Origin of the sequence: Mucilaginibacter sp. 5C4, assembly GCF_034345625.1 — a bacterium.
Lineage (GTDB): Bacteria > Bacteroidota > Bacteroidia > Sphingobacteriales > Sphingobacteriaceae > Mucilaginibacter > Mucilaginibacter aurantiaciroseus.
In genome coordinates, this window is record NZ_CP133775.1 from 3,066,307 (window position 1) to 3,081,256 (window position 14,950).

At 37.0% G+C, this 14,950-nt stretch carries 12 protein-coding genes; 10 read left to right on the forward strand and 2 right to left on the reverse strand.

Going from position 1 to position 14,950, the window contains the following annotated elements:
• Positions 1-76: 76 nt before the first annotated feature.
• From RHM67_RS14405 to RHM67_RS14445, 9 genes are all read left to right on the forward strand, one after another.
• On the forward strand, positions 77-871 hold the full coding sequence (locus RHM67_RS14405) for a polysaccharide biosynthesis/export family protein (RefSeq protein ID WP_322227512.1): 795 nt from the start codon (positions 77-79) through the stop codon (positions 869-871).
• A gap of 28 nt (positions 872-899) precedes the next feature.
• Entirely contained in the window at positions 900-3,224 is a 2,325-nt protein-coding gene (locus RHM67_RS14410; RefSeq protein WP_322227513.1) for a GumC family protein, read from the forward strand.
• 135 nt (positions 3,225-3,359) lie between these two features.
• Positions 3,360-4,880, forward strand: coding sequence for an MATE family efflux transporter (locus RHM67_RS14415; protein WP_322227514.1), 1,521 nt, complete (start codon positions 3,360-3,362; stop codon positions 4,878-4,880).
• A gap of 32 nt (positions 4,881-4,912) precedes the next feature.
• Entirely contained in the window at positions 4,913-5,689 is a 777-nt protein-coding gene (locus RHM67_RS14420) for a glycosyltransferase family 2 protein (protein ID WP_322227516.1), read from the forward strand.
• Positions 5,690-5,728: 39 nt separating this feature from the next.
• Positions 5,729-7,024: an O-antigen ligase family protein gene (locus RHM67_RS14425; RefSeq protein WP_322227517.1), complete on the forward strand. Its 1,296-nt coding sequence runs from the start codon at positions 5,729-5,731 to the stop codon at positions 7,022-7,024.
• 18 nt (positions 7,025-7,042) lie between these two features.
• Positions 7,043-8,110 carry a hypothetical protein gene (locus RHM67_RS14430; protein WP_322227518.1) on the forward strand — a complete coding sequence of 356 codons (1,068 nt, stop codon included), beginning with the start codon at positions 7,043-7,045 and terminating at the stop codon, positions 8,108-8,110.
• A gap of 27 nt (positions 8,111-8,137) precedes the next feature.
• Positions 8,138-8,983 (forward strand): glycosyltransferase family 2 protein, encoded by an 846-nt coding sequence (locus RHM67_RS14435; protein WP_322227519.1) that lies wholly within the window; start codon positions 8,138-8,140, stop codon positions 8,981-8,983.
• Between the two features lie 5 nt (positions 8,984-8,988).
• Positions 8,989-9,921 (forward strand): hypothetical protein, encoded by a 933-nt coding sequence (locus RHM67_RS14440; protein WP_322227520.1) that lies wholly within the window; start codon positions 8,989-8,991, stop codon positions 9,919-9,921.
• 14 nt (positions 9,922-9,935) lie between these two features.
• On the forward strand, positions 9,936-11,114 hold the full coding sequence (locus RHM67_RS14445; RefSeq protein ID WP_322227521.1) for a glycosyltransferase: 1,179 nt from the start codon (positions 9,936-9,938) through the stop codon (positions 11,112-11,114).
• Positions 11,115-11,233: 119 nt separating this feature from the next.
• Here the strand turns inward: RHM67_RS14445 and RHM67_RS14450 are convergent, their stop codons facing one another.
• A complete protein-coding gene (locus RHM67_RS14450; protein ID WP_322227523.1) occupies positions 11,234-12,613 on the reverse strand; it encodes an exopolysaccharide biosynthesis polyprenyl glycosylphosphotransferase in 1,380 nt (459 codons plus the stop codon).
• Between the two features lie 36 nt (positions 12,614-12,649).
• Positions 12,650-13,348, reverse strand: coding sequence for a WecB/TagA/CpsF family glycosyltransferase (locus RHM67_RS14455; RefSeq protein WP_322227524.1), 699 nt, complete (start codon positions 13,346-13,348; stop codon positions 12,650-12,652).
• 964 nt (positions 13,349-14,312) lie between these two features.
• Between RHM67_RS14455 and RHM67_RS14460 the strand changes: the two genes are divergently transcribed.
• Positions 14,313-14,918: a response regulator gene (locus tag RHM67_RS14460; protein WP_322227525.1), complete on the forward strand. Its 606-nt coding sequence runs from the start codon at positions 14,313-14,315 to the stop codon at positions 14,916-14,918.
• The last annotated feature ends 32 nt before the right edge of the window (positions 14,919-14,950 follow it).

Here is a 14,950-nt window from a genome sequence, read left to right on the forward strand (position 1 = left end):
AAATTCATTTTCTGTTATCGCAGCGATACCGGATCCGATAAATAAACCTAATTATTATCAACTAAATTAAAATATCATGAGCTTGAAATCCATTTTACAATTAGCTGCAGCAACATTTTTATTTCCATTGTTTTTTTCTTCCTGTGCCAACGTTAGAAAAACAGAGTATTTTGCAGATCAGCAAGATGCAATCATTAAGTCATCCAACACTGCGGCCCAATCCATTATTCAACCTAATGATATATTCAGTATTACCGTAAGTAGTTTAAACCCAACAGCTACAGCAATTTTTAACACGCCAAATATTTCGAGTGTGATTGCAACAACAGCGACGGGAAGTAGTCTGCAGTCACCGGGATACCTTGTGAATTTGGACGGTATTATACAATTTCCAGTTATTGGTGATATCAAGGTTTCTGGTTTGACCACCAACCAGCTAAGGTTAATGATCACAAAAGAGTTGCTTGACCGAAAGCTTTTAGTTGACGCTGTTGTGGTAGTACGCCAATTAAATTTCAAAGTTAGTATTTTAGGCGAAGTTGGCCATCCTACAGTTATAAGCGTTCCGAGTGAAAAGATCTCACTGTTAGAAGCCCTCGGTTTGGCCGGAGATATAACTATATATGGTAAAAAAGATAATGTAATGGTTATCAGAGAGGAAAATGGCGAAAAAAGAATAAAAAGACTAGATCTTAATTCGAAAGATCTTTTTACGTCACAATATTATTATTTGAAATCAAATGATATAGTATATGTCGAAGCCAACAGGGCAAAAGTTAATAACTCATCACAGACCACTCAGTTAATACCTATCGGCTTAAGCATACTCTCTTTTGTTGCCATCATAGCTACTGTGATCATAAGGAAATAATTAATTAGAATACAATTCAGCTAACGTTATGAAATTGATAAGAAAACCCATAGAGGAAAATAGTAATAGTTTGTCACTAGTACATTATGTTTTTAAGCTTATCATTTATTGGCCTCTTTTTTTGACTCTTTTATTAATTGGGGTTGGAGGTGCCTGGCTGTATATTCAATTTACAATTCCGATATATCAAACTACATCCAGGCTTTTGATAAAAGATGATAAAAAAGGCAGTCAGGACACTAAGGCTTTTGAAGCGTTGGATATAATTTCGCCTAAGAAATCTATTGACAATGAGATCGAAGTAATTCAGTCAAAAGACCTTATCGGTAATGTGGTTAATGATTTAAACCTATATGCTCCGGTATACTCAGAGTCCAAGTTTAAAAATGTGTTGGCTTACCATAGTTCTCCAATTATTGTTTCAACAAATAATATGGATAGCCTGACACAAGTTGAAAAGGTATATTTCAAATTACAAGACTCAACAGTTTTAATTAATAACAACAGATATCCTCTTAATAAATTGGTTAGTACGCCCTATGGAAACCTGATATTTAAGAGGAACCCTCACTTAATAAAAACATCATCTAACGATGAAATTTTCTATTTTTCATTACTTACACCTAAAAAAGTTATTTCATCCGTTTCTGCCAGATTGAAAGTCAGTTCGGCTAATAAGTTAACTACTATTATAGATATCGCATTTACAGATGAGAACCCGGATCGGGGCGAAGCGATCGTGTTGGATATTATCAGATCGTATAACCGGTCTATAGCCGAAGAAAAAAATGTTTTGGCAGCGAATACCGAAAAGTTTATTGATGAACGTCTGACCATATCACAGAATAATTTACTTGCTATTGAACATAAGCAACAAAATTACCAGGCTGATCGGGGGGCTATTGACATAAGCACACAAGGAAAGCTATTTTTAGAAAACGTAAGCAACAATGATCAAAAAGTGGGCGAAATAAACATGCATTTATCAGTTTTAGATCAAATCGAGAATTCTGTAAGATCAAAAAATCTGTCCAGCGGAATTGTTCCTTCAACCATTGGAGTTGATGATCCCGGTCTGACACAAATGGTTAAAAACATTTACGAATTACAACTGGAAGTTGAAAGTCTTAAGAAAACAACAGGCATCAATAACCCATTGATCGTTTCGTACGTGGATAAAATTGAAAAAATAAAGCCCCAGATACTTCAAAATCTTAACAACCAACGGCGAAGCTTGTTGGCCAGTAAAGGTAATTTATCCACAACGAATAAAACCTACTCATCTAAATTGGAATCGATGCCGGAAACCGAGAAAACACTTATCGATATAAATCGTGAATTGACTATTCAAAGCGGCATATACACATTTTTACTTCAAAAGAAAGAGGAAACCGGATTGTCTTTTATCTCGAACGTAGATGGCAGTAAAGTTATACAAAAGCCGGCTTCATCTGAATTTCCGGTTACGCCGCAAAGAAAGATCATCTACCTCGCGGCTATGTTGATCGCATTTATTTTAGGAGGAATTATGATCGCGGTCAAAGAATCATTAAGGAGTAATATTATGCACCAGTCGGATATTGAGGTTCTTACGGATATTCCGGTGATCGCTGAAATAAGTTCCGGTAATTCAAAAGATCCAATTGTAATAGGGAGTAATCAACGAACGCTTATAGCTGAGCAATTCAGAAAACTAAGGATAACACTGGCATATTTAGGAATTGGAGGAGTAAAAAAAAGAGTTTTAGTAACATCTGGTATTGCAGGCGAAGGGAAGAGTTTCGTAGCGCTTAACTTGGCGATAAGTCTTGCCATAACAGGCAAAAAAGTGGTCATACTTGATCTCGACCTTACTAACCCCTCGTTACACGTTAAATTCAAAGTAAAGAAAAGCATGGGGATCACTGACTTTTTGGAAGGAAAAGTATCGGCTGATGCTATAATAAACCGTACGGAAGTGAGTGATGATCTTTTTTTCATCTCAGCCGGCAACTTATCAAATGACCCTTCTGAGCTTTTAACCAATGGTAGGGCTGAGGAATTTTTTAAATATTTAGATGGCATATTTGATTTTATCATTATTGATGTAGCACCTGTTGGGCCGATCTCTGATGCTTATATTATTTCACCACTGTGTGATGCCACCCTTTATATCGTCCGGCATGGTTATACACCTAAGGCATTTGTCGGCCGAATTGATAAAAACAATGTGTTAAATAAGTTAAATAATGCGGCCATCGTGTTCAACGACGTATCAAGTAGGAGTTTCGGTAATTATGGTTACGGCTACGGTCATAATTATGGCAATGGTTACGGCGATACTAAAAAGAGGCTAAGTGGTTCGGCAAGTTGATGGCTTTCGTTACTATCCTAATTAAAAAAAATCGCATGATCTTACCACGTACGACCCGGTCAATTGAAAAGATCATTTGATCACCTGGAATACTCAATAAAGAAACCTCTAAAACATCGATACGGTTTACGCAAAATGGACAAGAAGACATTAAGGTGGAATTTTATTTTTCAATATGGATATGTAATAACCAACATTATCAACTCCATTATTTTGTTGCCTTTTTATTTGAAGAAAATTGATGCCAGTACTTTAGGTGTTTGGCTTGCAACAGGCAATATACTTGCGTGGATGACATTGATAGATCCGGGGATCGGAGAGGTACTACAGCAAAAAATTGCCGAGTTAAGGGGTAAGAAGTTAAATGATGAAGTTAGCAAAACCATAGGATCGGGCCTTATTGCCGCAGGGTTAATATTGTTATTGGCCATAGTAGCAGGCTTTGTATTTTATTCGCTCATTGGGCTTATTATTAATAAGGACGTTTCCAAATATCCCAATTTGCAAATTGCACTTTTCATTACTATCATCTCTACCGGAATGACGCTTACTTCCTTTAGCATGTCTGGCATCAACCAGGGGTTGCAAAATGCGTCGCAGGTGGCTATAAGTTCTATACTGGCTAATATCTTGTTCTTTGTTATTAATATAACATTGCTCATATACGGCTTTGGTATTATATCCATAGCATTTGCCAATTTGTGCAGGGCGGTATTTATAAATATCTACAACTTTTCTACACTTAAAACTGTGCTCAATAGGAATGGTATGGAGATCATTTTTGAAAACGCTCATTTCAAAAAATTCATCCGTATTTTTTCATTTACATCATTGGCAAGTATCATTGGTGGCTTTTCGGCAAGCATGGACACCATTGTGCTAGCCCGGTTTATACCTCCCTCAATGATCACCATATTCGAGATCAATAAACGGCCTATCCAAATGACTCAATCGCTTGTCGGCCGCCATTCGGTGGCCTTAATGCCCTCTATATCTCACGCCAGCGGAACGGGAGACCGGGCGGGTATCATCAACTTAATTACTACACAATTTAAATATTACTCGTATGCCGCTCTTTTCATGGCGTTGGTATTCTGTTTTAACTACCGCGAACTGATTACGGCATGGACAGGAACAGGGAAGTATGCCGGCGATACTATTATTTACTTATTGGTTGCCAATTTCTTCTTCGGCTTAATAGGATACTTTATGGCAAATATAGGTTACGCGCTGGGCGATATAAAAATGAACAGCCTGGTAAATATTTTAAAAGGTTTAATAATTGGTGTTTTATATTATGTATCCGCCAGGCAATATGGCATCCCGGGTATATTATCAGTAATGCTGGCCGGGAATATTTTAATAGACTTTTCCCTTTTCTCCTTCAGGCTTATTAAGCTTGGCTACCTGGAGCCTGCAATAATTAAAAGCACCCTTGGCCTTTGGGCCATATTGGTCCCTGTGATGCTCATAGTGGAAATGGGATGCAATTTTGCTGTTAACCAACTGATTCAACCCGATATGCATATAATTAGGTTAATGCTCAACGGCGGAATATTTATGCTGCTGTTTATAACAATTGTTCTAACTGCCGACCAGGTGTTGCGCACCGAAGTCATAAATATTATTAAAAGTATGCGCCCGGGAATTTGTTGACAATAAGAAATAATTTTTTACATAACTAACCCATGGCAAAATTAGTAGTGATGTTACGCATTAAGGATGGAATACTCTTTGTTGATGAATGGCTTGCCCGTATGGAAACGATTGCAGATGAGATCGTTGTTTTGGACAATGGATCGACCGATGGTACTTATGAAATATTAAAGGCGCATCCCAAGGTAGTCGATATTATACGCACCGGGGGTTTTAACGAAGGCCGGGATAAAAATTTGATGTACGATCATGCCCGTAAGCGTGATCCCGATTGGTGTTTGTGGATCGATGTTGATGAGATTTTTGAACCACAACTCACGAGGCAGCATTTTGATAGGTTAATGAGCAGCCGGGTCATTAACAAATACGCGTTCAGACGCTTTCATTTTATCGACCGTGAACATTTTGCAGGATCATGGTTCAGGTTAAATTATTCATCTGGGCACGACAGACTGTTGTGGCGGGAAGATCCATCCGGATATTTCCAGGATTTAATTATCGATTCGCCAAATGTTAAGGGCATTAGTGGTTTAAGAATGGGTACGGACTACCGGATAAAACATTTGGGATACATAAATAAAGAGATAGTGGATAAAAAGGCCGAACTGTACCGGAGTATTACACCGGAGAAAGAGGATATTCTTCAAACTATGTACCTGGAAAACGAAAAGAAAATTGAATGGATCGATGACCGGGGCAGCATCAAGGTTATCATGCTAAACACCCTTTTGAATTTAATACAGGTAACACATTTAATTCCAAAGGTAAAGAGAAGGCTCTTTGGTTATTTGAATTTAAACAAGGCGTAAACAACAATTGAGCTACTCATGACTAACAATCAAAATTAAATGAACCGCATTATTAAAATATTTGGCTACCAGTTTTATGTAAAGGAAATGCTGGTCATACTCTTCACTTATTTATTAATGGAGAATATTTTCTCGTGGTTGGTGGCCCCAAATTCGGTTATCGAACTTGCCTTTGAAAAAGGGATGAGCCTGCTGATTTTTAGTTTTGTGCTTTATAATTTCACCAACCTTAAAAGAAACGAGAAAATGTACGTCGGGTTATTTTGCTTCGTTATAATCAGGCTGGTATTTGAATCCCTTTTTAAATTCAGCAAGCCGTTTGAGCAGCTTACTATGTTCACCATATTATTTCCGGTGGTTTATACCATATTCATTAAGTGCATATGTCGGTCACTTGAATTGGATCTATTAGAGTTTTTGGCCAAGTTCTACATCAGTGTCTACGTGATTTTTATGATTATTTATGGCAGGGGATTTTCCTTTAGCCTCGCAAGTGTTGATATGGCTGATTATGGCCCCTTCTCCGGCGATAGCCGTATCATCCACGCACACTCCATATTAATGATGATCATACCATTGTTATGGTATTTCAGCAAGTTTTTAGAAACTAAAAAGCTTAATCATCTTTTTCCTTTTGCGTTTTGCTTTATAGTTATTGTAATACACCAGCACAGATCAGTTTGGGCAAGTGCAATTGTGGCAATGGTTATATTTTTAATTGCCACCATCCGGAACAAGCAATTAACCATCCTCAAGTTCTTTAATATCATGGCAATTGCGCTGGCTGTAGGGGTATTTGCAGTACTCATTTTATCCATAGTATCGCCTGGATTTACAGGCTTCCTGTCCAATAGGTTCAGCGAAATTTTTAACCCTACACAAGAAGGGGGAACAGGTAGATTTAGGGCCGATCAAAGTGATATTTATCTGGCTCTTTTTACAAAGAAGCCTATTTTCGGCTGGACTTTCGAAGGCTTCGAAATGTCAAACCCGTTAGTTGACTGGTGGCCCGAAAAATCAGGGCAGCATTTCCACGAAGGGTATGTAGAAATGCTTTTTTACGAAGGAATTATTGGCTTATTATTAAAATACTGGTTCTTAATATATCTATCATTTAAAGCTTTCAGCAAAAGACTTAGCCGGGATTCAATAATTCTCATTGCCTTTTCAGTGTCGGGGCTCGTTTTTTCATTCAGCTATGTTTTGACGCTGATATTTTGGGGCCATGTTGGTTTGTGTTTATACTATTTAGAGAAAAGGCCACCTATGGAAACTATTGATGACCAGGATCAACCGTATGAGGAAGTACACACAGAAGAATTAGCGATCTATTAACATTTAAAAAACACTGTAATGAATTATATATGTACCTGGTTTTGTGCCGATGAAGAAGGGGAAGAAAGCATCTTTCCGCAAACAGGGCAAAAATCATCCAGCAAGCAGCATCAGGATATCTACTGGCGTTGTATCGTTTTATTTTATGCTACCAGTAAACGCTTTAATAAAAATGAAAGGCACCTATTATTTACCAATGTAAAGCTACTGCCTTTTTTGGATGATAGAAATGTGGTTGATATGCTGGCCGACCTGCAGGTTGAAGTTGTATATACCGACTTTAAATATAAAACGCCAAAGGGATATTTCGAGATGTTCCAAAATCAATTTTACGAGTTCTCTATCCTGGAGTACATCTCAAAAAACAACAATAACCCTGCTGATACCTACATGATTTTAGATTCTGATTGCATTTTTCTTAAACCGGCGGCAGCGTTGTTCGAGGCAGGTGATCAGAACAATGGCTTTCTATCTTTTGAAGACGATTGTACTACGGACCTGATAATACATGGACTAAGCCGGAAAGATATGAAGGTTTTGTACCAGTCGTTGTTAAGAAAACCTATCGATACTATACCCGGCTATCATTTGGGAGAATTTTTTTTAGCGAATGTTAAGAATATTCAGATCATCTTCTCTGAATTTTTAATAGTGTGGGCCAAAATGCTGGTTCGCTTCAGTTTAAACCTGCCCAAGTTTAATGAAGAGGCCCAAACGCTAAGTTATATCTATTACAAAAATGGTTTTAAGGCAAGCCCAAGCCGCAGCTTAATGAAAAGAATATGGACCAACCCGGTTTTTTACAGAAATGTAGATGAGTCGGATATGGATTTGGTTGTTTGGCACTTGCCCTCGGAGAAAACGTATGGCCTGACAGATCTATACCGCATGATAATTAACATGCTGCCAGATTATGGCTTGAACTTAACCAGCCATGAATATATTAATATAACTTCAAAAACTCTTGGCATACCGTATTTATCGCCATTAATGAAAATAAAATATTACTCAAGCAGCTATTACAGAGCGATACGCAAACGGGCAAGGAAGGCGCCGTTTATAAGCAAACTACTGGAAAGTGTTTAATCAATATATATCAAACAGCTTCGAATTATGAAAATCGCAATACTCTTAGCCACCTTCAACCGGAGGGAAAAAACACTATCGTGTTTAAGCAGCCTGGTCAAGCAAAAAAATATAGATCATGTTGAGTTCGATGTATTTATTACCGACGATGCATCGACAGATGATACTGTCGAAGCGGTGATCAGCGAGTTTCCATTCGTTAATATTTTCAAAGGAAGCGGTTCGCTTTTTTGGGCTGGCGGCATGCGCAATTCATGGAATGAGGCACGGAAGACAGCTCCGGATCAGTACCTGCTGCTTAACGATGACACCATTTTAGATGAGTTGGCAATAGCAAGATTACTGGAATATTACAACTCAGACAAAGAGGCATTACCGGCCATATGTGTAGGAAGTACGAGGGATGATCTATGGGGAGAAATATCCTATGGCGGACAAAAGCTTTACAATAAAAATAAAGTTCAGTGTTATAATATTTTCAGTGACAATGAATACCTGGAGTGTGACATGGCAAACGCCAATATTATGCTGGTTCCGCAAGAGGTGGTGGATAAAATTGGAATACTGTCTGATAAATACACGCATTGCATAGCCGATTTTGATTATTCATTAAGCGCAAAAAAAGCAGGGTTTAAGGTTGTTGTTGTGCCTGGCGTACTTGGCCATTGCACTGACGATCATGACCAAAACTGGCAGCCGGAAAAGGTATCCTTAAGTGAGCGTTTAAAATACCTTAAAAGCCCTAAGGGCTTGGCTTATAATGAGTATTTGCAGTTTGTGAAATTACATTTCCCGCTGCATCTTCCTGCGGCATTTATTAAATTATGGATGAAAACGCTGTTCCCGGTAATGTGGGCAAAGCTTAAAGGTTAGCTGAAATGGAAAGAAAGATAATTATCGGTATTTTTTGCTACAGCAGGGCAAATAAACTTAAACGATGCATAAGCTCATTGTTAAAAAACCCCGAATGCAGTAATATGGATATTGTATTTTTTAGCGATGGGTACAAGGGTGAGGTTGATAAACCCGGCGTGTTGGAAACGCGCGATCACATCAACACCATAACAGGATTCAGAAATGTAATTAAACATTTCAGGGATAGGAATTTTAGTACAGGTCCAAATTTTCAGGATGGGCTTAAATTTTTATGCGACAATTATGACGAGTTTATAATAGTAGAAGATGACTTGATAGTTTCTTCTAACTATATAAAGTTCCTGATGGACGGGCTTAATTTTTACCGTAATAAACAAACAGTTTTTTGTATAACGGCCTACGTGTATCCTATCAACGTAAGTCACTATTCCTACGATACCATTATCTATAAAAGGTTTTGTTCTTATGGCTGGGCGGGGTGGTCTGATCGTTTTACTAACGTTATTTGGGACCCTAAAGAGCTTCAAGGCCTGATAGACCATTCACCAGGCTTTATATATCGTTTGAATGAGGAAGGATATGACTTGGGGAGAATGATCAAAAAGCAACTCTCCGGAAAAATTTCTACATGGGACGTGCAGTTGCAGGTGCATGTGGCGGAGAACTATTTAAAAGTAGTTTATCCGGTATTATCTAAGGTAAATAACATTGGTTTTGATGAAGAATCGACAAATACATTTGGGGTGGATTTCCTGAAAACACCTTTAGATAGTGGGGTTAACCGAACCTTTAAGTACTGCGATGACGATCTAATTATTAATGATCTGCAGCGACAGATCAAAAAACCTTTTGGATTGAAGGCACTAATTACCAGGCAAATAGTAAACAGGTTTATTAAGGCTACCAGGAAAATTAAAAAGGCTATTACGCAATAGCAGGAAGATATAAAATGAGAGTATTAGTTATTCATACTACCTATAAGCTTAGAGGGGGGGAGGACACCGTAGTTGCTAATGAAGTGGAGCTATTGCGCTCTGTCAACGTGGAAGTGGACGTTTTGCAATTTTCAAATGCCCATCATACCCTTTGGAAGGTTATCCAGTTACCATTTAATTATTCTTCTTATGTTAGGACCAAGGAAAGGATAAGGGATTTTAAACCGGATATCGTACATATTCATAATTTACATTTCGCCGGTTCACCATCGGTAATATATGCCATAAAAAAATGCAAGGTTCCGTTTGTTCTTACTTTGCATAATTACCGGCTGCTGTGCCCTTCGGCAACCTTGTTTGTTAACGGCAGCATTTTTACCGATTCGTTAACCCAGGCATATCCATGGAATGCCGTTTTAAAAGGTGTTTATTTGGATTCAAAGCTCCTGACTTTTTGGGTGAGCTGTTCAATGATATTTCATCAGTTAATAGGCACTTGGAAATATGTAGATAAATTTATCGCCCTTGGTCAGGATACTAAAAAAATATTCTCAAGATCAACTTTCAAATTTATTGAAGCTGCAACAATAGTTAAACCCAATTTTTGTTATACAAGCTCAAGTCCCAAGCGGGCAACCGGAAAGTATTATTTATACGTTGGCCGCCTTAGTATCGAAAAGGGAGTTAATTTATTACTTACTGCCTTTTCAGAAAGCGGGTTACCATTGAAAATTATCGGCACGGGGCCTATGGAGCAGGAGGTGATAAGTGCCAGCGCAAAATATCCAAACATCCAGTTTATGGGTGTTTTGGATAAGAAGTTTGTTAATGAGCAATTAGCCGACGCCACCGCGCTGATATTTCCGTCGCAGTGGTTTGAAACCTTCGGCATGGTAATTATTGAAGCGTTCGCTGCTGGTGTACCAATTATTGCCTCGGATATTGGGCAGTTAAAGTTTACAATTAAACAGCATTATAACGGCCTCCGGTTTGAAGCAGGTAATGTAACTGACCTAAAGGATAAGATCAATCTTTATGAAAGATTGAAATCAACTGATAAGTTGCTGTACAGGGAAAATGCTTTTGTCAGTTACCAAGAGTACTACACACCCCAAAAAAATGTAAAGCAATTAATGAGGATTTACAAGTTGGTTTTGAAAAATGCACTCATTCGTGCACTTCCTGCTGTTTAAAACCTAAAGACTATTTTGAACGTCACCCAACTGGTTAACACTTTGCCCTACACTTCAGCACACCAGAGGTGGTGAAGCGTTCCCCTTTTTTCATTTGTTGCAGCAAATCAATTTGATTGCTAAAACGCATTTTTATCGCCCTTGATAGTCGAAAATAATGTCAGGAAAACAATACGGATATCCAACCATATATTCCAGTTCTCTAAATACCATATATCATGCTCCACGCGGCTTTTTAATTGCTCATGGTGCTTAATTTCGCCTCGGTGACCATTAACTTGGGCCCAACCTGTTACACCAGGCTTTATGTAGTGCCTAACCATATAATCGTTCTGTAATTTTGAGTATTCTTCGGTGTGTTTAAGCATGTGCGGCCGCGACCCAACTATGGACATATTGCCAAGCAACACGTTAAAAAATTGCGGCATTTCATCTAAGTTTGTTTTTCTCAAAAATTGCCCAACCTTGGTTATACGGTCATCATCACGGGTAACCTGCAGGGTATCCGCTTCGCGGTTAACCTTTAACGTTCGTAACTTTAAGCACAGGAATGGAAGGTTCTTTTTCCCCGACCTGATCTGTGTAAAAAAAACGGGCCCGTCTGAGTCCAATAAAATAAATACTGCCAGTAAAGGGATCAACCACGACAATACAAAAACTATGATAAAACTACTGAAGGCAATATCGAACAATCGTTTTTTAACGCGGCCCGGCATACTCTCCAAAGGTTCGCGTCGTAATGATAATATAGGCGTATTTTCTATAAAATCAATATGGCAATTATGACTTACAAAGTCGCTTAAATCCGGAATAAACTTAAAGCGTATAAAGCAACGCTCTGCAATTTCGGCTATCGTATATAGATCCGGATGTATTTTTGGCGATAACGTGGAGTAAATTTCTGTTATTTTATACTCCTTAGCATAGGAGATACATTCGTTTATTTTTCCAAGAATAGGGAATTCTGAATTACTGCTACATTTATGGTCATCAAAAAAACCGTTTATTACAATTGCTGTTTTATTCGACTTAAAATGAGTGATCAACTGCTGAGAAAGGTCATTGTAACCTATAAATATGACCTTCTTTTGGTATTCTTCCTGTTTGTACAGGTAAATGGTAATAAGCTTAAACAGATATCTGCTTAGCAACAGAAAAGTGAGAAATAAGAGCAGGCTGTATAGTATAAATACCCTGTTATAATGGGATTGAGAAAAAACGATAAAAACGAAATCTATGCTTACAAAAATAGAGAAAGCAATAAATGTCCGGTAAAATAGCCTTTTATGATCCAGCATCTTATCCTGTATGTAAATACCTGTAGCATAGGAGCAGATCATCCATACCATATTATTAAAAAGACAGAAAACTGTATAATCATAGGAATTAGATACCAGCAGGTTAAACTGGTGTATTAAAATCAAGCTAATCAGGTTTAGCGCAAAAAGATCTGAAAAAGAAAAAAAGATTCTGAATAAGTTTGTGTTTTTACGGTTCATAAAAAGGCAGATAATTGAAATTAGAAATTTAATGAACTATATTTTTTTGAGCTTTATGAAACCTGTAATTACCGGCCTGATCTGGGCTAGATCTAATCTTAATTTTTCCTTCATTAAAATATATAAAAATACCGGCCCGTAATATAAATACCTTCTCCACATGCGTTTAGGCTCCTTGCCTAAACGCACAAACCATTCTAAGCCCAGGTTTATCCAAACATCAGCCGGCCTTTCAATAGTACCGGCATAGAAATCAAAAACAGCCCCAATTGAGCAAATCAGTTTTGCGTTAATTTTGTTTTTTTGTTGACTGGCCCACTTTTCTTGTTTGGGGGCTGTCATTCCAACAAATAATACATCAGGCTTAAAACTGTTAATTTTTTCAATTATTAATGCATTATCTTCGTCTGAGATCACTTCAGTAAAAGGCGGCGAGAAGTACTCACAAGTAATGTTGGGAAACTCAATATTTAACCTCTCTTTAATTTTACGCAATGTATTTTCCGACGATCCCATGTAAAAACATTTGCCGCTGTTTTTATCGAGTTCAGCTATAAGATGCTGATGCATATCAGTTCCTGATATCTTTTTTATAACCTCACCCGTAGTTGTTTTAACTGCTAAAACAATGCCTACCCCGTCGGGCAACAAAACATCCGAGTTTTGTAACGCTTTTTTAAAGTCTTTATCTTCTTCGGCTATGCAAAAAGAATACTGATTAATGGTATTGATCAATACCTTAGGTAAAGCAGGCAGGTTATTGAGGTTACCATTAAATATGTCATAACCCATATAATTACATTGTAAAGTATTCATCATTCAATTCTTTAGTTTTTAAATAAATATTAATTTATATTCTTTTTGGTTTATAAATTATAATATAGAGTAACTACATTAAGAATGAAGAAAAGTTTTATTTACATATAAATATATTTTCTTTTAAAGTAATTATATTATTGCATTGATAGTGGTTTAACAATTTGTGGTCTTTCGTTGCTTGTTAATAAACCTATTGAGCATTTCTGGTTTAGAAAAATAAATAGGGCTGAAGAAACCCGCTAAACTAATAGTGCTGGCAGTAGTAAGGATTTATTTAAGGTTATGTCAGCAAAATGAAATATTAGAGCGTCAATAGTAAAACACCCCTGTTAAAAGCTCACTGGTATGGGCTTGATCACTATTGAATTTCATGAAAGAGAACTAAAAATGGATTTGGAAGGGAGTATGTGTCCAATATTTTTTTTAAACAACTCGTTTAAAAGACTGTCCTTCAATTGCTAATTCCAATCTTCGGGTGGATCGATATAAAACATTATGGTTATCCAGCCCAATATCAATAAAACCATCGTGATAATAGTATAATTCCACAGAGCAGCTGCTAAAATTATTAAGATAAGTGATACGAATGCTGCCCTGCTAAATGCCTTTATCATTAATTGGTGGACCACAATTCTTTTTACCAGAATGTGCAAATTGTAGTTATTTTAGTATGCAGTTGCCGGTAGAATCAAGCTTTAAACAAAAATATTTTACTTAAAATAAACTTTTTTATAAATTAAGGCTTGTTTTTTATCATTTTAAATAATTATATTCTATAAATGAAAGTTGGTACGGGATTTGATTTATAGATGTAGTATTGATAACTTTAAATTTAAACCTAAGTTAATTTATTTTTGTTACCATTTAAAATAAGGATGATATGAAAGATACGATGAAGGCTGATGATAAAATTAAGTACTACTGTTTTAACAAAAAATGTAAAAGTTCTATTTTTAATGTTGATTCGTGTACGGTAGTTGAGGTTTCTACATTAAAAACCCGGGACAGCAGCTATTTTTGCCAGGATTGTTTTAAAGAACTGATCTCTAAACAAGATCTCAATATCAAAATACAAGTTAGCCATTTGTTAACCGAAGAGAGGCTTTATACGTCGTTAATAGTTGATGACGACATTGACTACCAAACTTCAGCTAAAGCGTTGTTCAATAGCTCCAGCACTTTTAATGGGCCGGAACAATATACTGATGGTAACATGGCGATCAATTACCTGGCCGAAAATAAAGGTAAAGTGAATGTCATCCCCGACTTTATTTTTGTTGATGTAAATATGCCAGATATGGATGGATGGGAATTTTTAGATGAATTGGCAGCAATTTATCCATACTTCAAAAAGGAAATAAATGTTTATGTTATTTCAAATCATATCCACCCTTCTTATAGAGAAAAAGTAAGAAATCGCCCTTTTGTTAAAGGTATAATGGCAAAAAATTTCGACTTGCGCTTTTTAAATAATGTAATGGCCTAATTGTTCTGTGCATACCTAAGTCAAACTTAACA

Bases quoted from the DNA above. Each gene is read 5' to 3' on its own strand.
- RHM67_RS14450 (WP_322227523.1), bottom strand. From the start codon at position 12,613: ATGAACCGTAAAAACACAAACTTATTCAGAATCTTTTTTTCTTTTTCA.
- RHM67_RS14460 (WP_322227525.1), top strand. From the start codon at position 14,313: ATGAAAGATACGATGAAGGCTGATGATAAAATTAAGTACTACTGTTTT.
- RHM67_RS14410 (WP_322227513.1), top strand. From the start codon at position 900: ATGAAATTGATAAGAAAACCCATAGAGGAAAATAGTAATAGTTTGTCA.
- RHM67_RS14445 (WP_322227521.1), top strand. From the start codon at position 9,936: ATGAGAGTATTAGTTATTCATACTACCTATAAGCTTAGAGGGGGGGAG.
- RHM67_RS14430 (WP_322227518.1), top strand. From the start codon at position 7,043: ATGAATTATATATGTACCTGGTTTTGTGCCGATGAAGAAGGGGAAGAA.
- RHM67_RS14425 (WP_322227517.1), top strand. From the start codon at position 5,729: ATGAACCGCATTATTAAAATATTTGGCTACCAGTTTTATGTAAAGGAA.
- RHM67_RS14420 (WP_322227516.1), top strand. From the start codon at position 4,913: ATGGCAAAATTAGTAGTGATGTTACGCATTAAGGATGGAATACTCTTT.
- RHM67_RS14405 (WP_322227512.1), top strand. From the start codon at position 77: ATGAGCTTGAAATCCATTTTACAATTAGCTGCAGCAACATTTTTATTT.
- RHM67_RS14435 (WP_322227519.1), top strand. From the start codon at position 8,138: ATGAAAATCGCAATACTCTTAGCCACCTTCAACCGGAGGGAAAAAACA.
- RHM67_RS14415 (WP_322227514.1), top strand. From the start codon at position 3,360: ATGGACAAGAAGACATTAAGGTGGAATTTTATTTTTCAATATGGATAT.
- RHM67_RS14440 (WP_322227520.1), top strand. From the start codon at position 8,989: ATGGAAAGAAAGATAATTATCGGTATTTTTTGCTACAGCAGGGCAAAT.